This window comes from Pantoea sp. Z09, assembly GCF_022394795.1.
GTDB classification, from domain to species: Bacteria; Pseudomonadota; Gammaproteobacteria; order Enterobacterales; family Enterobacteriaceae; genus Pantoea; species Pantoea latae.
In genome coordinates, this window is the sequence record NZ_CP092373.1 from 707,448 (window position 1) to 731,442 (window position 23,995).

Consider the following 23,995-nt stretch of genomic DNA (forward strand, 5'->3'; position numbering starts at 1 on the left):
CCTCCGAGTTTATCCATCATTGTTGTTATCTAATGTTAAAAAACCTTTCACGGGGAAAAAGTGAGGGCGATCACGCTAATGTAATCGCTTACACACGCCGAAACCCTGAAATTCAGCATATTCAGCCCGAAAAGATTAACTAACCAGTAAGGTATAGCACCTGTTAAGTTTCTGACATGGCGTCAATTAGCGGCTATCAGAGGACGCTGAAAATAACGCATTTTCAGCAGAATGACCACGCAGGTTAAATCCTAAATAGCCGATAAATAAAGCGTTTCAATTTGTAATCGGTAACACGCTCAGGCTTGACGAGTGTGAGAAGTGTAGTTGAGAAAAGAAAAAGCGTGGCAAAGCAGGAGAGTAGGGGATAAAGGCGAAAAAAAAGGCTCTCCCCGATAAGGGAGAGCCCAGACTTGTCAGCTTACAGGCCGGCGGCTTCGCGCAGCTGCGCAGCCTTGTCGGTTTTTTCCCACGGGAAATGCTCGCGGCCAAAGTGACCGTAAGCGGCGGTCTCTTTATAGATCGGCTGCAGCAGATCCAGCATCTGGATCAGGCCGTAAGGACGCAGGTCGAAGAATTCGCGCACCAGCAGGGTCAGCTGCTCGGTCGAGATCTTCTCGGTGCCGAAGGTTTCCACCATGATAGAGGTCGGCTCTGCCACGCCAATGGCGTAGGAGACCTGAATCTCGCAGCGGTCGGCCAGGCCGGCGGCAACGATGTTTTTCGCCACATAGCGCGCCGCGTAGGCAGCGGAACGGTCAACCTTCGATGGATCCTTGCCGGAGAAAGCGCCGCCGCCGTGACGCGCCATGCCGCCGTAGGTGTCGACGATGATTTTACGGCCGGTCAGACCGCAGTCGCCCATCGGGCCGCCGATAACGAAGCGTCCGGTCGGGTTGATGTGGTATTTGGTGCTGGCGTTGATCCACTCGCTCGGCAGCACCGGCTTGATGATCTCTTCCATCACCGCTTCGCGCAGGGTGGCCTGGTCGATATCTTCCGCATGCTGGGTAGAGAGCACCACCGCATCGATGCCGACGATTTTGCCGCCGTCATACTGGAAGGTGATCTGGCTTTTCGCGTCCGGACGCAGCCACGGCAGCGCGCCGTTTTTACGCACTTCAGACTGACGCTGCACCAGACGGTGCGCATAGGTCACCGGCGCCGGCATCAGCACGTCGGTTTCGTTGGTGGCGTAGCCGAACATCAGCCCCTGGTCACCCGCGCCTTGCTCCAGCGGATCGGTGCGGTCAACGCCCTGATTAATGTCAGGGGACTGCTTGCCGATAGCGCTCAGAACGGCGCAGGAGTTGGCGTCAAAGCCCATATCGGAATGAACATAACCGATTTCACGTACGGTATTGCGGGTGATCTCTTCGATATCAACCCATGCGCTGGTGGTGATTTCACCGCCAACCAGCACCATACCGGTTTTTACGTAGGTTTCGCAGGCCACGCGCGCTTTGGGATCCTGTTCCAGGATGGCGTCCAGTACGGCGTCGGAGATCTGGTCGGCGATTTTATCAGGATGTCCTTCTGATACGGACTCGGACGTAAAAAGGTGTTTAGCCATTCTGTTCTTTACCTTACAAATGGTTTGAATTCGACTGCATAGCGTAAGCGAGATGAACCAACTTGACGCCCCTTCAGGCAAAGCCGCGAGCAGTTAAGAAGTGTCATTGCGTCAGGCGTCAACCGCCTGGATGTTAACCAGTTTAGATGGAAAACCATCTGGACGGCTATTTTAGGTTAAGGGGTAAACGAAATGCCAGCCCTTTTTCTGTTTCCGCATTTTTCGAAAAGGCCGCGGCTGGCAAAAAATCGTGACGCCAGAAGGCGGCAAGCCAGCGAAACGTTTTGCATTTTTGCCCGTCAGGCGGTATAAAACGCCGCTGCTGCCTGGCGCAGCCAACAGGATGACGCCGCCGTGCGTAGCCACTGTCAGAGCCGCTCTCTGACGTTCGCCCAGTTTGTTTCCACATGCGAAAACATGTGTGGAGGTGACAGAAGTAATGAACCACGCTTTCCTCTCTTGCGGTTCTCTGCGCTCTGCCGGCGCGCTGGCGTTATCCTTTCCTGCTTACTCTCTTTTATACCGACGCCTGGCGTGTTGCGGTCATTCGCCCGACACGCGCGCCGGTTAATCTGTCCTTTCTGACCTGCTGCTGACGCTGGCGCGTCAGTGAACGTCGTGGTGCATTCGGGGTCCATTTACACGTAACCGCCCAGGGTGTTTTACACTTAGTTTTTATCTTTTTTCACCGTCCAACAGAAATTCGAGGTTCGTGATGTCTGACGACATGAAGACTATTAAGGGTTCGTCAGCTGGCGAACAGGGTGGGCTCCGCTCAATGCAGGAGGTTGCGATGAACGACCAGGATGCCAGCAAAATGCTGCGTACCTATAACGTTGCCTGGTGGGGCAATAACTACTATGACGTCAACGAACTCGGACACGTCAGCGTTTGCCCTAATCCCGATGAACCGACGCTGCGCGTCGATCTGGCCAATCTGGTGAAAGAGCGCGAGGCGCAGGGCCAGCGTCTGCCCGCGCTGTTCTGTTTTCCGCAGATCCTGCAGCACCGTTTGCGCTCTATCAATGCGGCGTTCAAGCGCGCGCGTGAATCCTACGGCTACCGCGGCGACTACTTCCTGGTCTATCCGATTAAGGTCAACCAGCATAAGCGCGTCATCGAATCGCTGGTTAACTCCGGCGAACCGCTGGGCCTCGAAGCGGGCTCCAAAGCGGAGCTGATGGCGGTGCTGGCGCACGCCGGCAAAACCCGCACGGTGATCGTCTGTAACGGCTACAAAGATCGCGAATATATCCGTCTGGCGCTGATTGGCGAAAAGCTGGGCCACAAAGTCTATCTGGTGATCGAGAAGATGACTGAAGTGCGCCTGGTGCTGGAAGAGGCTGAGCGTCTGAACGTGGTGCCGCGCCTCGGCATTCGCGCGCGTCTGGCGTCGCAGGGCTCTGGCAAATGGCAGTCGAGCGGCGGCGAGAAGTCCAAGTTCGGCCTGGCGGCGTCGCAGGTGCTGAAGCTGGTGGAGATTATGCGCGACGCGGGCCGTCTCGACAGCCTGCAGCTGCTGCATTTCCACCTGGGCTCGCAGATGGCCAACATTCGCGACATCGCCACTGGCGTGCGCGAGTCGGCGCGTTTCTACGTCGAGCTGGCGAAGCTGGGCGTCAACATTAAATGTTTCGACGTCGGCGGCGGTCTGGGCGTTGATTATGAAGGCACCCGCTCGCAGTCTGACTGCTCGGTGAACTACGGCCTGAACGAATACGCCAACAACGTCATCTGGGCGATTGGCGACGCCTGTGAAGAGCATGGTCTGGAGCACCCGACGGTAATCACCGAATCGGGCCGCGCCGTCACCGCGCACCATACCGTGCTGGTATCCAACATTATCGGCGTCGAGCGTAACGAATTCATCACGCCGCAGGCGCCGCAGGAAGATGCGCCGCGCCCGATCCTCAGCATGTGGGAAACCTGGCAGGAGATGCACGAGCCTGACGTGCGTCGTTCGCTGCGCGAGTGGCTGCACGATAGCCAGATGGATCTGCATGATATCCACACCGGCTACGCCGCCGGCACCTACGATCTGACGCAGCGCGCCTGGGCCGAGCAGCTCTACCTGAGCATCTGCCACTATATTCAGCAGCATCTCGATCCGAGCAACCGCGCGCACCGTCCGATTATCGACGAGCTGCAGGAGCGCATGGCGGACAAGATGTACGTCAACTTCTCGCTGTTCCAGTCGATGCCGGATGCCTGGGGCATCGATCAGCTGTTCCCGGTGCTGCCGCTGGAAGGGCTGCATAAAAAGCCGGAGCGTCGCGCGGTGCTGCTGGATATCACCTGTGACTCCGACGGCACCATCGATCACTACGTCGACGGTGACGGCATCGCCACCACCATGCCGATGCCGGAGTACGATCCTGAGAATCCGCCGATGCTCGGCTTTTTCATGGTCGGTGCCTATCAGGAGATCCTCGGCAATATGCACAATCTGTTCGGCGACACCGAGGCGGTCAACGTCTATGCGCGCGCCGGCGGCGAAATTGAGGTGGAGCTGTCAGATGAGGGCGATACCGTCGCAGATATGCTGGAGTATGTGCAGCTTAACCCGGACGAGCTGATGACGCTGTTCCGTAATCAGGTGAAAGAGACCGATATCGACGACGAGCTGCGCGCGCAGTTCCTGGAAGAGTTTGAAAGCGGCCTGTATGGCTACACCTATCTTGAAGATGAGTAAGTAATCGTCACGGCCGGGTCTCGTCTGAGGCCTGGCTGCTCTACTTTAGCCCTGCGCCCCACTTTTTGCTGGTTTTGTGATCAATATCACCCTTTGCATAACTGTTAAGAAATTGAAAATTCTCCTCGCTCGCTGCTTCTTTTACCCCTGCTGAATTTTTCAAATAAAACGCGGCGTTAACACGCCATGCTTTTTAGAACCGCCTCGATTGTTAAATTTATGTCGACTGGCTGCCCTGCATTTTGCGCTTATATATTATAAAAGTTAAACATTATAGCTAAAGCTGAATTAGCATGGCCTGAATTTTTTTGACGCTTTATGGCTCTCACGTCTCGACAGGTTTCCAGTAAAAATCATCAAGAATTGTGATGTTTATGCTTTGTTAATATATATTTTCCCCTTAAAAAACAGAAGAGTATATTTTTACCAATTCGTCAAGATCGGTTATGCAATTAATTTACAGCATGTTTTATGAATTTTTTTGTCTCAAATCTTGCATTAAAAAACTTTATTGATTGGTTTTGGCTATTGAAAATTTTCTCGGGTTTGGCTTAAATCTATTTTTCAAAGTGTAAGTTGTACGTTAGCATCAGGTTAAGGTGTTAAGATTCTTCTGGGTTTTCTTAACGTTCATATGAGTTTTCCTGACATTTCCGTTGCTGATTTCTGAGTGGCAGACTTATCGGGTTGATCGGGTAGCAGCAGAATGGGTCGCCAGTTACATCTACATCAGCATTATGAATTTCTGCTCGAGCCGATTCATTCGCCCTCAGGGGACGCGATGGCGTGGGAGTTGTTAACGCGTGCCGCGCAGGAGAAGGGAAGCGTCGAGAGCGGGCATCAGCTGTTCGAAAATTTGCTGGGGCCCGAAAAATGGCAGTTGTTTCAGCTACAGCTTGAGAAGATTAGCGCGCTCTATCAAAGCGGCTTTGCGCACATTGTCAGCCTGAACGTCGACGGCGAGATCATTAGTCATATTCTGGCCAGCGATGCGGTACAGCAAAAGCTCGATCGCCTGCCCTTGTTACGCCTTGAAGTCTCCACTTTTTTCACCACACGCTATCAGGCGCGCGACCGGCTGCTGCTGCAAAAACTAGTGGGTATTACCCCGGCGTTATTATGGCTTGATGACTTTGGCGCAGGCAGTTCGACCTTATCGATGCTGAGCAGCGGCATATTTGAATACGTCAAAACAGACAAGAACTTCTTCTGGAAATATGGCGAAGGTTTTGCGTTTGATTCGCTGCTCAATCACGTCAACGATTTATGCCGTGGCGTCATCGTCCAGGGTGTCAATACGCCCCAGCATCTGGATATGCTGGCGCATAAACCGGTCGTGGGTTTACAGGGCGGTCAGTGGAAGAGTCTGTCCTTCAATGAATTAACAGGAAAAACAACAAGTTCGTCGCGTCTGAAGACGCTAAAAACAGTACCTGCAACAGCAATCAATTACAGAAATTTTTTATGATATTTCGCCTGACTCCGCGCTAGCGGAGCAGGCTTACCCATTGTGGTTATTAGAAAAAATAAAAGTGATTCCCTCACCAGGATAAGGATTTATACGGCTCAGTGCGATTTCGTCAAACAGGATGGGATCGACCAGGAGGGGAGTGAATAGCACACAGCGTTATTCACGGATATACCCGGTATCACAAGGTGCCGGGCATTTTTATGAATATTAATAACCTCAGTGGGATATACATAACATGAATAATATCTCGGTAACGCCTAAAGGCGGCACGATCGCCTCGCAGCTGAGTGGCAGCGACGTTAATTTGACCACTCCGAGTCTGGTTAAGCTCAACCTCAATCGATCTGACATCAAATCCTTCGCGCGCAACGGCAATGACCTCGTTGTCACAACGCATTCCGGCGAAACCGTTGTTATTCATAATTTTTATAGCCCGACAGGCGACAGCGATCTGGTACTGCAGGATGACCAGGGCGCGCTGTGGTGGGTCGAAGATCCCGGCCAGCAGGGCTTCCAGTTTGTCTCTATCGACAGCACTGAAGGGCTGCTGGCGGATAACCTGACCAGTGACAATACCATTGCCGCCTTTGGTATCGGCGGCGCGGCGCTGGCGGGCATCGCAGCGATGTTCGCCGGTTCTGGCGGCGGCGGCGGTAACTCCTCTGAAACCGGGCAAACGCCGGGCGACGGCGGCACGGGCGGCGGCGATACCGGTGGTGGCACGGGCGGTGGCGATACCGGTGGTGGCACGGGCGGTGGCGATACCGGTGGTGGCACGGGCGGCGGCGATACCGGCGGTGGCACGGGCGGTGGCGATAATGGCGGCGGCACAGGCGGCGGCGATACCACCGCCCCTGGCGCGGTCACTAATCTGGTGGTGAGCGATAACGTCGGCAGCATTCAGGGCGCAATTACCGCAGGCGCCACTACCGATGACAATACACCCGTCTTAAGCGGCACCGCAGAAGCGGGCGCTACCATCAGCGTTTACGATAACGGCACGCTGTTAGGCACGGCCACCGTCAACGCCGACGGCAGCTGGAGCTTCACTTCTCCGACGCTGGCGGACGGCCAGCACAGCCTGACGGTAACGGTCACCGATGCGGCGGGCAATACCAGCAGCGCCAGCGATCCTCTCTCTTTTACCGTTGACACTGTCGCACCCGCAATCACTGACTTCAGCGCAACCAGCGACACGGGCGCGATTGTGACGCCCATCGCCGCAAACGGCGCGACAAATGACGCCACGCCAACGCTGCAGGGCACCACTGAAGCGGGCAGTACGGTTACCATTTCCGATAACGGCACCGTGCTGGGCACGGTCATCGCAGGCAGCGACGGACGCTGGTCCTTTACCGCCGCCACCCTCAGCGAAGGCAGCTATACGCTGAGCATCACCGCGACCGATGCGGCTGGCAACGTCAGCCCGGCGACCACGCTCACCTTCACTGTTGACACCGTCGCGCCGGACGCAGCCACTAATTTGCAGTTGACGGATAACGTCGGCGACAGCCAGGGGCCGCTCGCCTCCGGCAGCTCCACCGACGACAATACGCCTGCGCTGAGCGGGCAGGCCGAAGCGGGCACCATCGTCAGCGTCTATGACGGCGACACCTTACTCGGCACGGTTACAGTCGGCGCCGACGGCAGCTGGAGCTTTACGACGCCTGCTCTGAGCAACGGCAGCCACAGCCTGACAGCGACCGTCACCGACGCGGCGGGCAACGTCAGCGGATCAACCGCAGCCATCGTGGTTAACGTCGCGGCGGACGTGCCGCCAGCCACCAGCTCGCTGGAGATTACCGATGACAGCGGCAGCACCCTGGTGCAGCTCTCTGACGGCGCATCAACCGCCGATAACACCCCAACCCTGAGCGGCCTGACGACTGCTGGCGCGCTGGTCACGCTGTATAACGGCGATCAGGTGCTGGGCAGCGTCATCGCCGACGCCAGCGGCCAGTGGAACTTTACGCCGGCTGCGCTTGGAGACGGCAGCTACGCCTTCCGCGCCGACACCACTAACGCGGACGGCAGTATCACCCCATCGGCGGTGCTGACCATCACTATTGACACTGCCGTGCCGACGACGCCGGCCGATCTGCAGCTGGTCAACGACGACGGCGCGGCGGTTACTGCGGGCGGGGCGACCAACGATAATACCCTGACGCTGAGCGGCAGCGCAGAGCCGGGCAGCACCGTCACCGTACGCGACGGCGACACGCTGCTGGGCACGGCCACCGTCAACGCAGACGGCAGCTGGAGCCTCACCACGCCTGTTCTGACCGACGGCAGCCATAGCCTGACGGCGACGGTAACGGATGCGGCGGGCAACGTCAGCGCGGCTTCCGCGCCGATTGCTTTTACGGTCGATACGCAGGCGCCGCAAGCGGCAAGCGGCCTGGTGGTCACCGATGATGTGGGTGACAGCACCGGTCCGCTGACTTCTGGCGCCACCACCGATGACGCCACCCCGATCCTCAGCGGCCAGGCCGAGCCAGCTTCGCTGCTGACAATTTACGATAACGGCGTCGCTATCGGCAGCCTGACCGTCGGCCCCGACGGCAACTGGACCTTCACACCGCCGGCGCTGAGCAATGGCGTGCACAGTCTGACCCTGACCGTAACCGATGCGGCGGGCAACGTCAGCGCGCCGACAGCGCCGTTTGACCTGACGGTCGCCGCAGGCGAACCGCCCGCAGCCAGCACGCTGGTAATCACCGACGACAGCGGTGCGGCGCCGGTGGAACTGGCTGATGGCGCCAGTACGCGCGACACCACGCCGACCCTGAGCGGACAGACTACCGCTAATGCGCTGGTGACCCTCTACAATGGCGATACCGTGATCGGCAGCGTCACCGCCGACATCAACGGGCAGTGGAGCTTTACGCCAGCGCCGCTGGGCGATGGCAGCTATGACTTCCGCGCCAGCGTCACCGATGCTTCAGGCAACGTGGTTGATTCCGCCACGCTGGCTATCACCATCGACACCGTGCCGCCCGCCACCGCTGCGGACGTTGCGCTGGTTGACGCTAACGGCGATCCGATTGTCAGCGGCGGTCTGACCAACAACAACGCGCCGGTGCTGAGCGGCAGCGCCGAGCCGGGCAGCACCGTCACCGTCTCTGACGGCGACACCGTGCTGGGCACCGCTACGGTTGGCGCAGACGGCAGCTGGAGCTTTACCTCGCCGGCTCTGGCCGATGGCAGCCACAGCCTGACGGCGGTGGTCACCGATGCGGCGGGCAACGCCAGCGCGGCGACCACGCCGGTGACCTTTACCCTCGACACGCAGGCACCGGCCGCTGCGGCCGATCTGACGCTGAACAGCGACAGTAACGGCGTCTCCGTGCCGGTGACCGCAGGCGCCACCACGGGCGACGCTTCGCCGGTGCTGAGCGGCAGCGCCGAGCCGGGCAGCACCGTGACCATCTCTGACGGCGACACCGTGCTCGGCACGGCGACGGTCGGCGGCGACGGTCGCTGGAGCTTTACCGCGACCGATCTGGCTGACGGCAGCCACAGCCTGACCACCACCGTGACCGATGCGGCGGGCAACACCGGACCGGCCTCTGAAGCGCTGCTCTTTACTGTGGATACGGTTGCGCCGGGTGCGATTGCCGATCTGGTGGTGAGTGACGACGTGGGCGTTGACTAGGGGGCACTCGCCTCGGGCGACACCACCGACGACAGCACGCCAACCCTGAGCGGCACGGCGGAAGCCAACAGCATCGTCAGCGTTTATGACGGCGACACGCTGCTCGGCACCGCGACGGCGGACGCCAGCGGCGGCTGGAGCTTTACCCCCGACGCGCTGAGCAACGGCCTGCACAGCTTTACCGTCACCGTCACCGACGCGGCAGGCAACGTCAGCGCGCCGACTGCTGCGTTCGACCTGACCGTCGACGCAGCCTTGCCGCCTGCCACCGCCTCGCTGGAGGTGACCGACGACAGCGGCAGCTTCCTTGTCGATCTGGCCGATGGCGCCAGCACCCGCGACACCACGCCGGTGCTGAGCGGTTTGACCACCGCTAACGCGCTGGTGACCCTCTACAATGGCGATACGGTCATCGGCAGCGTCACCGCCGATGCCAGCGGTCAGTGGAGCTTTACGCCCGCAGCGCTGGAGGATGGCAGCTACGCCTTCCGCGCTGACACCACCAACGCAGACGGCACAGTCACGCCGTCGCCAGTGCTCACCATTACCGTTGACACCGTGGCGCCGGCGGTCGCGGCGGATGTCGCGTTGACCGATGCCAACGGCGATCCAATCGTCAACGACGGCGCCACCAACAGCACCGCGCCAGTGCTGAGCGGCACGGCGGAGCCGGGCAGCATCGTTACCGTGTCTGACGGCACCAACGTGCTGGGCAGCGCCACGGTTGGCCAGGACGGCAGCTGGAGCTTCACCTCGCCAGCCCTTGCCGAAGGCGACCACAGCCTCACCGCCACCGTCACCGACGCGGCGGGCAACGTCAGCGCGCCTTCTGCGCCAGTCACCTTCACGCTGGATACCACTGCGCCGCAAACGGCCGCGGGCGTAACGGTCACTGATGATGTCGGCGATCTGCAGGGCGAACTCGCCTCTGGCGCAACCACCGACGATAACACGCCGACCCTGAGCGGCACGGCGGAAGCCAACAGCGTGGTCAGCGTCTACGATGGCGACACGCTGCTCGGCACGGCCAGTGTTGGCACCGACGGCAGCTGGAGCTTCACCCCGCCGGCTCTGGCCGATGGCCCGCACAGCCTGACCCTGACCGTGACCGACGCGGCAGGCAACGTCAGCGCGGCGACGACGCCGTTCGACCTCACCGTCGCCGCCACGCAGCCGCCGGCCACCGTCACGCTGACGGTCTCGGACGACAGCGGCAGCGCGCCGGTGGATTTAACCGACGGCGCCAGCACGCGCGATACGACGCCGGTGCTGAGTGGCGTCACCACGGCCGGGCTGCTGGTCACGCTTTATAACGGTGATACCGCCATCGGCAGCGTCACCGCCGACGCCAGCGGCCAGTGGAGCTTTACGCCGCAGGCGCTGACGGACGGCAGCTATGACTTCCGCGCCAGCGTCACCGACGCCGCAGGCAACACCGCCGACTCCGCCACGCTGGCGATTACTGTTGATACCGTCGCGCCGCAAACCGCTGCGGACGTTACGCTGGTTGACGCTAACGGCGATCCCATCGTCAGCGGCGGCCTGACCAACAACAACGCGCCGGTCTTGAGCGGCAGCGCCGAGCCGGGCAGCACCGTCACCGTCTCTGACGGCGACGCCGTGCTGGGCACCGCCACGGTTGGCGAAGACGGCAGCTGGAGCTTTACCTCGCCAGTTCTGGCCGACGGCAGCCATAGTCTGACGGCGGTAGTCACCGATGCGGCGGGCAACGCCAGCGCGGCGACCACGCCGGTGACCTTTACCCTCGACACCCAGGCACCGGCCGCTGCGGCCGATCTGACGCTGAACAGCGACAGTAACGGCGTCTCCGTGCCAGTGACCGCAGGCGCCACCACGGGCGACGCTTCGCCGGTGCTGAGCGGCAGCGCCGAGCCGGACAGCACCGTGACCATCTCTGACGGCGACGCGGTACTGGGCACCGCGACGGTCGGTCAGGATGGTCGCTGGAGCTTTACCGCGACCGATCTGGCCGACGGCGGCCACAGCCTGACCACCACCGTGACCGATGCGGCGGGCAACACAGGACCGGCCTCTCCGGCGCTCGATTTCACGGTCGACACCACCGCGCCTGACGCCATCGTCGATCTGACGGTGAGCGACGACGTGGGCGTCGACCAGGGCGCGCTCGCCTCCGGCGACACCACCGACGACAGCACGCCGACCCTGAGCGGCACGGCGGAGGCCAACGGCCTGATTAGCGTCTACGACGGCGACACGCTGCTGGGCACCACCACGGCGGACGGCGAGGGCAACTGGAGCTTTACCACCGACGCGCTGAGCAACGGCCTGCACAGCTTTACCGTCACCGTGACCGACGCGGTGGGCAACGTCAGCGCGCCGACTGCCGCGTTCGATCTGACCATCGACGCAGCCTTGCCGCCAGCCACCGCCTCGCTGGAGGTGACCGACGACAGCGGAACCACCCTTGTCCTGTTAGCCGACGGCGCCAGCACCCGCGACGCGACGCCGGTTCTCAGCGGTCTGACCACCGCCAACGCACTGGTGACGCTCTATAACGGCGACACGGTCATCGGCAGCGTCACCGCTGATGCCAGCGGGCAGTGGAGCTTTACCCCAGCGGCGCTTGAGGATGGCAGCTACGCCTTCCGCGCCGACACCAGCAACGCAGACGGCACAGTCACGCCGTCGCCGGTGCTGACTATTACCATTGACAGCATTGCGCCGGAACCGGTGAGCGGCCTGCAGCTGAGCAGCGACGCCAGCGGCGCGCTGGTTCCGGTCATCACCGGTGCCACCAGCGATACCACGCCGGTACTGAGCGGCACGGCTGAAGCCGGCAGCATCGTCACCGTGTCTGACGGCAGCAACGTGCTGGGCAGCGTCACCGTCGGCCAGGACGGCAGCTGGAGCTTCACCACGCCAGCGCTGGCTGAAGGCGACCACAGCCTGACCGCCACCGTGACCGACGCGGCGGGCAACGTCAGCAACGCCTCGGCGCCGGTTACCTTTAGCGTCGACAACACGCTGCCTGCGGTTGCGGGCGATCTGGTGCTGAGCGACAGTCGCGGCGGCATCCTGCAGCCGGTGGGCGCAGGCGGTTCCACCAGCAGCACCACGCCAACCCTGAGCGGCAGCGCCGAGCCGGGTAGCACTGTCACCGTTTCCGACAGCGGCACCGTGCTTGGCAGCGCCACGGTCAACGCCGACGGCAGCTGGAGCTTTATCACGCCAGCGCTGGGCGAGGGTGCGCACAGTCTGACCACCACGGTAACCGATGCGGCAGGCAACAGCGGCCCGGCCTCCGCGCCGCTGGCCTTTAACGTCGACGTCACGCCACCGGCAGCTGTTAGCGGCCTTATCGTGACCGATGACTACGGCGTCGCCCAGGGGCAGATTGGCTCTGGCGACACCACCGACGACCGCACGCCGACCCTCAGCGGTCAGGGCGAAGCCAACGCGCTGGTGACGATCTATGATGGCGAGGTGGTTCTGGGATACACCACCGTTGACACCGACGGCAGCTGGAGCTTCACCACGCCGACGCTCAGCAGCGGCCTGCATAGCCTGACCACCACCGTCACCGACGCGGCAGGCAACGTTAGCCCGGCCTCCGACGCCTTTACCCTGACCATCGACGGCGGTCTGCCGCCTGCCACCACCACCCTCGAGGCGGTGAATGACGAAGGCACAACCACCACGCCGCTGACCGACGGCGCGGTAACCAATGACGACAGCCCGGTGCTAAACGGTCTTGCCGCCGCAGGCAGCGTGGTCACGCTGTTTGACGGCCAGACTGAGCTGGGCAGCGCCACGGCAGACGGCAACGGCCAGTGGTTCTTCCGCCTCTTCTCACTGGCGAACGGCCCGCATACTTTTACCGCCACCGTCGTCAACCCTGACGGCACGACCACCAGCGCCGGACCGCTGACCCTCACTATCGACACGGTTGCACCGGAGGCGGCAGGCAATGTGCAGCTTACCGATGATGCGGGCAGTACCAGCGCGCCGATCGGCGAAGGCGGCGTCACTAACGACGTGTCGCCGATTCTGAGCGGCACGGCAGAGCCGGGCAACACCGTTACGGTAGCCGACAACGGCAACCTGCTGGGCACCGCGACGGTAGACGCCAACGGCAACTGGCGCTTCTCGTCGCCAGTGCTGGCGGAAGGGACGCACAGCCTGACCACCACCGTGACCGACGTCGCGGGTAATGTCAGCCCGGCGTCCACCCCGCTGACCTTTACCGTCGATACTACGCCACCAGCCGCAGCGAGCGGCGTGGTGGTCACCGATGACGTCGGCGACAGTCAGAGGCCACTGGTCTCTGGCGACACCACCGACGACAACACGCCAACGCTGAGCGGCCAGGCGGAAGCGGGCGCGCTTGTCAGCCTCTATGACGGCGACGTGCTGATCGGCACCGTCACGGCGGACGGTGCGGGCAGCTGGAGCCTGACGACGGCTGCGCTGAGCAACGGCATTCATAGCATGACCGTGACCGTGACCGACGCGGCGGGCAACGTTAGCCTGGCGACGCCAGCCTTTAACCTGAATGTTCAGGCAGATCTGCCGCCAGCGACCCTCTCGCTGCAGGCGACCGACGACAGCGGCAGCCAGCTGGTGGCGCTGGCCGACGGCGTGAGCACCGGCGATGCGACGCCGGTACTTAGCGGTCTGGCGACGGCGGGCGTGCTGGTGACGATCTTCAGCAACGATGTTGCGCTGGGCAGCGTTACCGCTGACGGCAGCGGACAGTGGAGCTTTACGCCCGCCACGCTGGCGGATGGCACCTACACCTTCCTCGCCAGCTATACCGACGCCACCGGCAATCTGGTCGCGTCCACGCCGCTGACGCTGACCGTCGACACGGTCGCGCCGGCAGCAGCAGCGGACATCGCGCTGACCGACGCCAATGGCGATCCGGTCGGCACCGATGCGCCGACCAACAATAATACGCCGACGCTGAGCGGCAGCGCCGAGCCGGGCAGCACCGTCACCATCTCCGACGGTGACACCGTGCTGGGTACGGCAACGGTGGGTACCGACGGCAGCTGGAGCTTTACTACTCCAGCGCTCTCTGACGGCGATCACAGCCTGACGACCACTGTGACGGATGCAGCGGGCAACGCGGGTCCTGCCTCCGAGCCTGTCGCCATCACCGTCGACACCCTGCCGCCAGCCTTGCCGGCGGATGTGGTGTTGAGCAGTGACGGCGCGCCGATCGTCTCAGGCGGCCTGACCAACAACGCCACGCCGGTGTTGAGCGGCAGCGCCGAGCCGGGCAGCATCGTGACCGTTTCTGACGGCGATACCCCGCTGGGCAGCGTCACGGTAGGCAACGACGGCAACTGGAGCTACACCACGCCAACGCTGGCTGAGGGCGACCACAGCCTGAGTGCGGTGGTCACCGATGCGGCAGGCAACAGCAGTAGCGCCTCGACGCCCGTGCTGGTGACCGTCGATACGGTGGCGCCGGCTGCGGCGGGCGACCTGCTGCTCAGCAACGATCAGAGCGGCACGCCGGTAGCGATTGACGGCACCGTGACCAACGATCCGACGCCGGTGCTGAGCGGCACCGGCGAGGCGGGCGGCTTTGTCACCGTTTATGACGGCGATACGGCGCTCGGCTCGGCAGCGGTAGGCACTGACGGCAGCTGGAGCTTCACCACGCCGGCGCTGAGCGAAGGCGACCACAGCCTGACGGCCGTGGTCACCGATGCAGCGGGCAACGCCGGTCCGGCTTCAGATGCGGTGGCCTTTACCGTGGATACCACGCCGCCGGTGGTGGCAGCCGATCTGCTGCTCAGCAGCACTGAAGGCGGCACGGCGATTACTGCGGGCGGCCTGACCAACAGCGCCACGCCGGTGCTGAGCGGCACCGCCGAGGCGGGCAGCATCGTGACGGTTTCTGACGGCGATACCCCGCTGGGCAGCGTCACGGTGGGCAACGACGGCAGCTGGAGCTACACCACGCCGACGCTGGCCGAGGGCGCGCACAGCCTGAGCGCCACCGTGACCGATGCGGTGGGTAACGTCAGCGCGCCGACCGAGGCGCTGAGCTTTACGGTGGATACGGTGGCGCCGGAGGCGGCGCTGGGCCTGACGCTGGTTAACGATCAGAGCGGCACGGCGATCCCGGCTGACGGCGCAACCAACGACACGACGCCGGTGCTGAGCGGCACGGCGGAGCCTGGCGGAGTGGTCACTATCTCTGACGGCGCGACCGAACTGGGTTCCGTAGCGGTGGATGCGGACGGCAACTGGAGCTTTACCACACCAGAACTGGCGGCGGGCGATCACAGCCTGACCGCCACCGTAACCGATGCCGCCGGCAACACCGGCACGGCGTCGGCAGCCTACGTCTTTAGCATCGACCTGACGCCGCCAGCGGCACCAGCGGATCTGACGCTGACCAACGACGGCAGCAACACGGCCATTACCGCGGGCGGCCAGACCAACGACACTACGCCGGTGCTGAGCGGCACTGCGGCGGCGGGCGGCACGGTGACCGTGCTCGACGGCACCACGGTGCTGGGCAGCGCCACGGTGAACGGCGACGGCAGCTGGAGCTTTACCTCACCCACGCTTAGCGAAGGCGCACACAGCCTGAGCGCCGTGGTCACCAACGCCACCGGCAACAGCAGCGCACCATCCGAGTCGATCGGCTTCAGCATCGACACCGGCGCGCCTGCGGCGGCAGCCGATCTGCTACTCACCAACGATGCCAGCGACGCGGTTATCGCGGCGGGCGGCACCACCAACGACACCACGCCGGTGCTGAGCGGCACCGCAGAGCCAGGCAGTTCGATCAGCATCTCGAACGGCGCGACGCTGCTGGCGACGGTGCCGGTGGCCGCTGATGGCAGCTGGAGCTATACGCTGCCGACGCTGGCCGAGGGCAACTACAGCCTCACCACCGTCGTAACCGATGCGGCAGGCAACGTCGGCCCGACCTCTGACGCCTTTAACTTCAGCGTGGATACCACCGCGCCGACGCTGCCGATCGATGTGGTGGTCAATAACAACGCCGGTCAGACGCTGACGCCGATTGCAGAAGGCAGCACCGTTAACGACGCCACGCCGGAGCTGACCGGCACGGCCGAAGCGGGCAGCCTCGTCACCGTGTTTGACAACGATGCGGCGATTGGATCCGTTACCGCCGGATCGGACGGCAGCTGGATCTTTATCACGCCAGAGCTGGCCGATGGACCGCACAGCCTGAGCGTTAGCGTCACCGACGCGGCGGGCAACAGCAGCGGCAATACCCCTGCTGCCAGCTTTACCGTCGACACCGCCGCGCCAGAGGCGGCGACCGATTTGGCGCTGACCAACGACGTTACCGGCGCGGCCATCCAGCCGGGCGGCCTGACCAACGACAACACGCCGGTGCTGAGCGGCACCGCGCCAGCGGGCAGCATTGTCACCGTGCTGGACGGCACGGCGGTGCTCGGCAGCGCCACCGTGGCGGACGACGGCAGCTGGAGCTTTACCTCGCCGACGCTTAACGACGGCGTGCACGGCCTGAGCGCCATCGTCACCGACGCGGCAGGCAACGCCAGCGCGGCCACCGACGCCATTACGCTGAATGTCGATACCCAGCCGCCAGCAGCGGTCACCAGCCTCGCGCTGACCAACGACAGCGGCACCGAGGGGGTTGCCATCCCGGACGGCGGCCTGACCGACGACAGCACGCCGGTACTGAGCGGCCTGGCGGAAGCGGGCGGCACCGTCACCGTTTATGACGGCGCAACGCTGCTGGGCAGCGTCCCGGTCAACGACGACGGCAGCTGGAGCTATACCCCGTCTGCGCTGGGCGACGGCACCCATACTTTTACCGTCACGCCGACCGATGCGGCGGGCAACGTTGGCGCCTCCGCTACCATCAGCGTGGTGATTGACGCGACCGCGCCAGAGACGGCGCTGGATATCGCCCTTAACAGCGACAACAGCGCGACGGCTGTGGCGATTGCCAACGGCGACACCACCAGCGACAGCACGCCGCTGCTGAGCGGCAGCGGCGAAGCGGGCACTATCGTGACCGTCTATGACGGCACCACCGCGCTCGGCACCACCACGGTTGGCGCTAATGGCCTGTGGAGCTTCTCGGTGCCGACGCTGAGCGACGCCCTGCATAGCCTGACGGTGACCCTCACCGATGCGGCCGGCAACGTCAGCGCGCCGTCTACGCCGATCGCCTTTACCGTCGATACCGTGGCGCCAGTGGCGACCGCGCTGACGGTGAGCAGCGACAACGGCCCGGAACCGGTGGTACTGACGGCGAACGCCGCCACCAGCGACAATACGCCGCTGCTGACGGGAACGGCAGAACCCAACAGCCTCGTCACCTTCTATGACGGCGAGGTGGCGATTGGCTCGGTGACGGCAGACGGCGAGGGCGCGTGGACCTTTAACACGCCGACGCTGGCGGACGGCACCCATGTGCTGAGCGCCACGGTCACCGATGAGATCGGCAACGTCAGCGCACGGTCTGAGGCCTTTACCTTTAGCGTCGACGTGACGCCGCCGGAACCGGCGACCGCACTGACGCTGCGTAACGATGGCGGCGTCGCTATCGCCGACGGTGGCGTGACCAACGACAGCACGCCAGCGGTCAGCGGCACGGCGGAGGCGGGTGCGCTGGTTACCGTCTATGACGGCACCACGGCGGTGGGATCGGTGCTGGCGGACGGCAATGGCGCCTGGAGTATTACGCCAGCGCCTGCGCTTTCTGACGCCCTGCATACGCTGAACGTCACGGTTACTGATGCGGCGGGCAACGTCAGCGCCACCTCATCTATCACGTTGACGGTAGACACTATCGCGCCGCAGCCGGTCGCGACCTTTAATATCTACGACACCAACGGCGCGACGCCGATTGTTATCGGCAATGACGGCAACACCAACGACGAAACGCCGGTGCTGCGCGGCACCGCCGAGGCGGGCGCGACGGTGAATATCTATCAGGGTGAGGAGCTGCTCGGCACCGTTACGGTGAATGAGAGCGGCGTCTGGCGCTTCGAGACCGGCACGCTGGTCGACGGGCAGTACACCTACACCGTGTCGGTTACCGACGCGGCGGGTAACACCAGCGCCGAGGCCGAGCCTTACACCATTAACGTCGATCTCACTCCGCCGGCGGCCATCGCCGATCTGGTGATCACCGACGATGCGGGCGTCACCACCGGCCCGCTGATTGATGGCGCCTTTACCGACGACAACACGCCAATCCTGAGCGGCACGGCGGAGCTGGGCAGCACCGTTTCCGTCTATGACGGCGATATCTTGCTCGGCACGGTGACGGCGGGCGCAGGCGGCGCATGGAGCTTTACGCCAGCGGCGCTCAGCAACGGCGCGCACAGCTTTACCGTGACGCAGACCGATGCGGCGGGCAACGTCGGCGCGGCGACCACGGCTGTCGGCATCACTATCGAAAATGGCCTGCCGCCGACCACCAGCACGCTGCAGATCACCGACGATGCTGGCAGCACGCTGGTTAACCTGCAGAACGGGGCGTTTACCGATGACACCACACCGGTGATCAGCGGCCTGGCCACAGCAGGCGACGTGGTTACCATTCTGGACGGCACGACCACACTGGGCAGCGTGACCGTGGGCGCGGACGGCATCTGGAGCTTTACGCCAGCGACGCCGCTGACGGAGGGCGCGCATGCGATCTCTATCACGACCGTCGATATCAATAACGAGCCTGGCGAACCGGCTGGCCCCATCAATTTCACCGTCGATATCACGCCGCCAGTTGCGGCCACCGCGCTGCTGCTGAATAACAACAACGGCACCACGCCGGTGGAGATTGCCAATAACGGCGCCACCAACGACAACACGCCACAGCTGAGCGGCACGGCGGAGGCGGGTGCGCTGGTCACCGTCTATGACGGCGATACGGTGATCGGTTCCACCACGGTGGGCACCGGCGGCGCGTGGAGTTTTGTTTCCCCGCTGCTGATCAACGGGCCGCACGCGCTGAGCGTCACGGTTACCGATGCGGCGGGCAACATTAGTCCGCGCTCGGAAGCGATCGCCTTTACCGTCGACACCATCGCCCCAGCGGCGCCGGCGACGCTGACCGTCACCAACGACATCACCAACGTCACGGTGCCGAACGGCGGATCCACCAATGACGCGACGCCGGTGGTGCGCGGCACCGCCGAAGCGGGCGGCGTGGTCACCGTTTATGACGGTACCACGGCGCTGGGTTCGGTTACGGTTGGCGGCGACGGCACATGGAGCTTCACCACCGGCACGCTCTCTCAGGGCATACATAGCCTGAACGCCCGCGTAACGGATGCGGCGGGCAACGTCAGCGTGCCGTCCGGCAGCGCCACGGTCGTCATCGACACCGTCGCGCCTGCTGCCGTCACGCTGAATGCCAGCAACAACAACGGCACGACGGCGACGCCAATCGCCAGCAACGGTACCACCAACGACAGCACGCCACTGCTGACCGGTACGGCGGAGGCGGGCAGCCGCGTGGTGATCTCCGACGGCACCACGGTGCTGGGCAGCGTGACGGCGGGCAGCAACGGCCAGTGGAGCTTTACCACGCCGACGCTGGCCGACGGCGCGCACACCCTGCGCGTGACCGCAACCGATGCCGCAGGTAACACCGGCGAGGCCGCATTGCTGACGCTGACGGTGGCGACCACTGCGCCAGCGCCGGTCGCTGACCTGACGGTTAACGATAACGCAGGCGGGATCCAGGGCAACCTGACGAACGGCGCCTTTACTGATGACGCCACGCCAACCCTGAGCGGCACCACCACCGCAGGCAATATCGTCAGCGTCTATGACGGTACCACGCTGCTTGGCACGGTGACGGCAGGTACAGGCGGCGCCTGGACCTTCACCACCGGCGTGCTGAGCAACGGCGAGCACACGCTCAACGTCACCGTGACTAACGCGGCGGGCAACACCAGCGCGGCCACGCCGTTCAACCTGACGGTGGATACCGTCGCGCCAGCGGCGTCAACGCTGGTGGTCACCAACGACGCCGCCAACGTGACGGTGCCGAATGGCAGCACTACCAGCGACAATACGCCAGTGCTGAGCGGCACGGCGGAAGCCAACAGCGTGGTGACCGTTTATGACGGCACCACCACGCTGGGCACCGTCACCGTCGGCACCGGCGGCGCCTGGAGCTTTACCGCGACCACCCTTGCGGAAGGCATCCATGCGCTGCGCGTCACGGTCACGGATCCGGCGGGCAACGTCAGCGGCTCCACCACGGCCAGCATCGTGGTGGACACCACGCCGCCTGCGGCTGTGACCCTGACGGCGAGCAACAACAACGGCACCACGCCGGTACCGATTGCCAACAACGGCAGCACCAACGACAACACGCCAGCGTTGACCGGCACCGCTGAGGCGGGCAGCCGCGTCACCATCACTGACGGCACCACGGTGCTGGGCAGCGTGACGGCGGGCAGCAACGGGCAGTGGAGCTTTGTCACGCCGACGCTGGCGGACGGCGCGCATACCCTGAGCGTGACCGCCACCGACGCAGTAGGCAACACCAGCGCACCGACCACGGTGACGCTGACTGTCGACACCACGGCACCGGCAGCGGTCACCAATTTGGCGATCAACGACAACGTCGGCACTATTCAGGGCGACCTGGCGAACGGTGCGGTAACCGATGACAACACGCCAACGCTGCGCGGCACGGCGGAAGCGGGCGCGACGGTGATCGTTTATGACGGCACCACGGCGCTCGGCTCGGTAACGGCGGGCGCCGACGGCGCATGGAGCTTCACCACCGCTGCGCTGAGCAACGGCGTGCATCCGCTGAGCGTGACGGTGCGCGACGCGCTGGGCAACACCAGCGCGGCGTCGGCAACGGTTTCCATTACGGTGGATACGGTTGCACCGACGGCATCAACGCTGCAGATCGTCAACGACGTTACCGGCACGGTAGTGGCGAACGGCGGTGCGACCAACGACAGCACGCCAACCCTGAGCGGCACGGCGGAGGCGGGCAGTCGCGTCACCATCTATGACGGCACCACCGTGCTGGGCACGGCGACGGCAGGCACCGGCGGGGCGTGGAGCTTCACCTCTCCGACGCTGCTGGCGGGCACGCATGCGCTCAGCGTCACGGTGACCGATGCGGCGGGCAACGTCAGCGGTTCGACGGCGGCCACGGTCATTGTCGACACCACGGCGCCGGCGGCGGTAACGGCGCTGACGGTCAGCAACAACAACGGCAGCACGCCGGTGACCATCCCTAACGGCGGCGTCACCAACGACACCACGCCGCTGTTGAGCGGCAGCGGCGAGGTCGGCGCGCGGATCAGCGTCTATGAAGGCGCCACCCTGTTGGGCACCACCACCGTGGGCAGCAACGGACAGTGGAGCCTGATTAGCCCGACGCTGGCGAGCGGCGCGCACACCCTGACCGTCACCGCGACCGATGCGGCAGGCAACGTCAGTCCAGGCGTCAACGCCTCTCTGACCATCGACACCACGGCGCCAGCGGCCAGCACGCTGGTGATCACCAACGACTCGGTGACGCCGACCGTTACCGTGCCGAGCGGCGGGGCGACGCGCGATACCACGCCGGTGCTGAGCGGCACGGCGGAAGCGGGCGCGCTGGTCAGGATCTATGACGGCGCAACGCTGCTGGGCAGCGTTACCGCCAGCACCGGCGGCGCCTGGAGCTTCACCACCGCTACGCTGACGCAGGGCGCGCATGCGCTGAACGTCACGGTGACCGACACGGCGGGCAACGTCAGCACCACGACGTCGGCCAGCGTGACCATCGACAGCGTGGCGCCGACGGCGGTAACCGCGCTGGCGGTTAACACGGCAGGCACCACGCTGACCGGTAGCGGTGAAGCGGGCGCGACGGTGACGGTGCGCGACGCGGGCGGCAATGCCATCGGCAGCTCTACCGTGGCGGCCAACGGTAGCTTCTCGGTGTCGTTGACCACGGCGCAGACCACCGGCGCGACGCTGTCGGTCACCCAGGTCGACAGCGCAGGCAACGTCTCGCCTGCCGCGTCAGTGCTGGGCGCTATCCGCGTGGTGGCGGCCAACGATGTGACCGAGGTGGACTACTCCACGCAGGCTGGCAGCATCACCAACGCCAATACCAGCTTTACCAGCGCGGCGCTGCTGAGCGTCAACCTGGGTACGGTACTGAGCGCCAGCGTGCTGAACAGCACCAACGCCTATACCTTTAGCGTGGGAACGGGCGATACGCGTTCAGTCACGCTGCACGCCTCGGCGACCAGCCTGGCTGCACTGACCGCCAACTACACGCTCTACCTCTATCAGCAGCAGGCGAACGGCACCTGGACGCTGAAGTCCAGTTCGGCCAACTACATCTCCACGCTGCTGACCATCGGTACGCAGACTGGCGCGAACGTGACCTACAGCAATCTCGGCACCGGCAACTACGCCGTGCTGCTGGGCACCAGCAACGGCGTTGGCGTTCTGCCGTCAACCACCGTCACCACCACGTCGGATATCACCTATACGGCGGTGACGATAGCGGCCACCGTGACGGGCAACCTGCTGGCGAACGACACCAGTTCGGTGGCTGGTACGGTGCCGACAGGTACGCTGGTGACCACGGTATCGGGCGGCGCCATCGCGGCGACCGGTAACACGGTGATCAACACCACCTATGGCACCCTGACCGTCGACGCCAAAGGTAACTACACCTATGCGCTGAAAGCGGGTCTGGACGCCGACACGGTGCCCGCCACCGACGTCTTCAGCTACTCGGTGCGCGACGCCAGCGGCACGGTGACCTCGGCCACCCTGACCGTCGATCTGCATAACGGGCCGGCGACCACGCTCTTCTCGGTCAACAGCCTGTTTGCGGAAGCCAGCGTCGATGACGGCACCACGGCGAGCGGCAGCATCTACGGTGACAGCACGGCAACCCATACCGGCACGCTGAGCATCACCAACGAGGCGGGTCAGACCACCGCCGTCAGCAGCAGCGGCAGCACGCTGGTAGCGGGCGATTACGGTACCCTGACCATCACCGCCGACGGTCACTACACCTACGCGCTTAACAGCGCCGTTAACGTGCAGGAGATTGCGCATAAAGAGGTGTTCAGCTACAGCCTGGCGGCGGCCGACGGCACCATCACCACCAACAGCTTTACCATCGAGCTGCATCCGACCATCACGGGCACCGCCAGTGCGGATGCGCTCACCAGCAGCGCCTATGACGACACCATCACCGCTGGCGCAGGCGCCGATACCCTGGTGTATCACCTGCTGAGCAGCGCGGATGCCGTCGGCGGCAACGGCCACGACACCTGGACCGATTTCTCTGTCGCCGACGGCGACAAGATTGACGTCAGCAGTCTGCTGGTCGGCTGGAACGACACCACCAGCAACGTTAATGACTTCGTGAAGGTGGACCACACTGCGGATGGCAATACCGTGCTGTCGATTGACCGCGACGGCACCGGTACCGCCTACAGCAGCACGCAGCTGGTCACGCTGGAGGGCGTCAACGTTTCACTGGAGGAGCTACTGCAACAACCGCACCAGAATCACACGGCTTAACCGCCGTTATGTCTGGCAGGGAAGCATTATCGGGCGCAGGGATGCGCCCCTTTCCTTAACTGACGAGTGGAAAACGAT

General features: G+C 63.6%; 5 protein-coding genes and 1 pseudogene. 5 read left to right on the forward strand and 1 reads right to left on the reverse strand.

The window, feature by feature from the left end:
- Window positions 1-421: 421 nt before the first annotated feature.
- Window positions 422-1,573: a methionine adenosyltransferase gene (gene metK / locus MC269_RS03550; protein WP_081140879.1), complete on the reverse strand. Its 1,152-nt coding sequence runs from the start codon at window positions 1,571-1,573 to the stop codon at window positions 422-424.
- Window positions 1,574-2,288: 715 nt separating this feature from the next.
- Here metK and speA point away from each other — a divergent pair.
- The 5 genes and pseudogenes from speA (at window position 2,289) to MC269_RS03570 (ending at window position 23,917) form a co-directional block, all read left to right on the forward strand.
- On the forward strand, window positions 2,289-4,265 hold the full coding sequence (gene speA / locus MC269_RS03555; RefSeq protein ID WP_081140880.1) for a biosynthetic arginine decarboxylase: 1,977 nt from the start codon (window positions 2,289-2,291) through the stop codon (window positions 4,263-4,265).
- Window positions 4,266-4,971: 706 nt separating this feature from the next.
- Window positions 4,972-5,733, forward strand: coding sequence for an EAL domain-containing protein (locus tag MC269_RS03560; protein ID WP_239953992.1), 762 nt, complete (start codon window positions 4,972-4,974; stop codon window positions 5,731-5,733).
- Window positions 5,734-5,971: 238 nt separating this feature from the next.
- A complete protein-coding gene (locus tag MC269_RS03565) occupies window positions 5,972-9,391 on the forward strand; it encodes an Ig-like domain-containing protein (RefSeq protein WP_239953994.1) in 3,420 nt (1,139 codons plus the stop codon).
- A 45-nt stretch (window positions 9,392-9,436) separates the two neighbouring features.
- Window positions 9,437-9,580: pseudogene (locus tag MC269_RS18805) on the forward strand (Ig-like domain-containing protein); the annotation flags it as partial.
- A 66-nt stretch (window positions 9,581-9,646) separates the two neighbouring features.
- Window positions 9,647-23,917 (forward strand): Ig-like domain-containing protein, encoded by a 14,271-nt coding sequence (locus MC269_RS03570; RefSeq protein WP_239953996.1) that lies wholly within the window; start codon window positions 9,647-9,649, stop codon window positions 23,915-23,917.
- Window positions 23,918-23,995 lie beyond the last annotated feature (78 nt).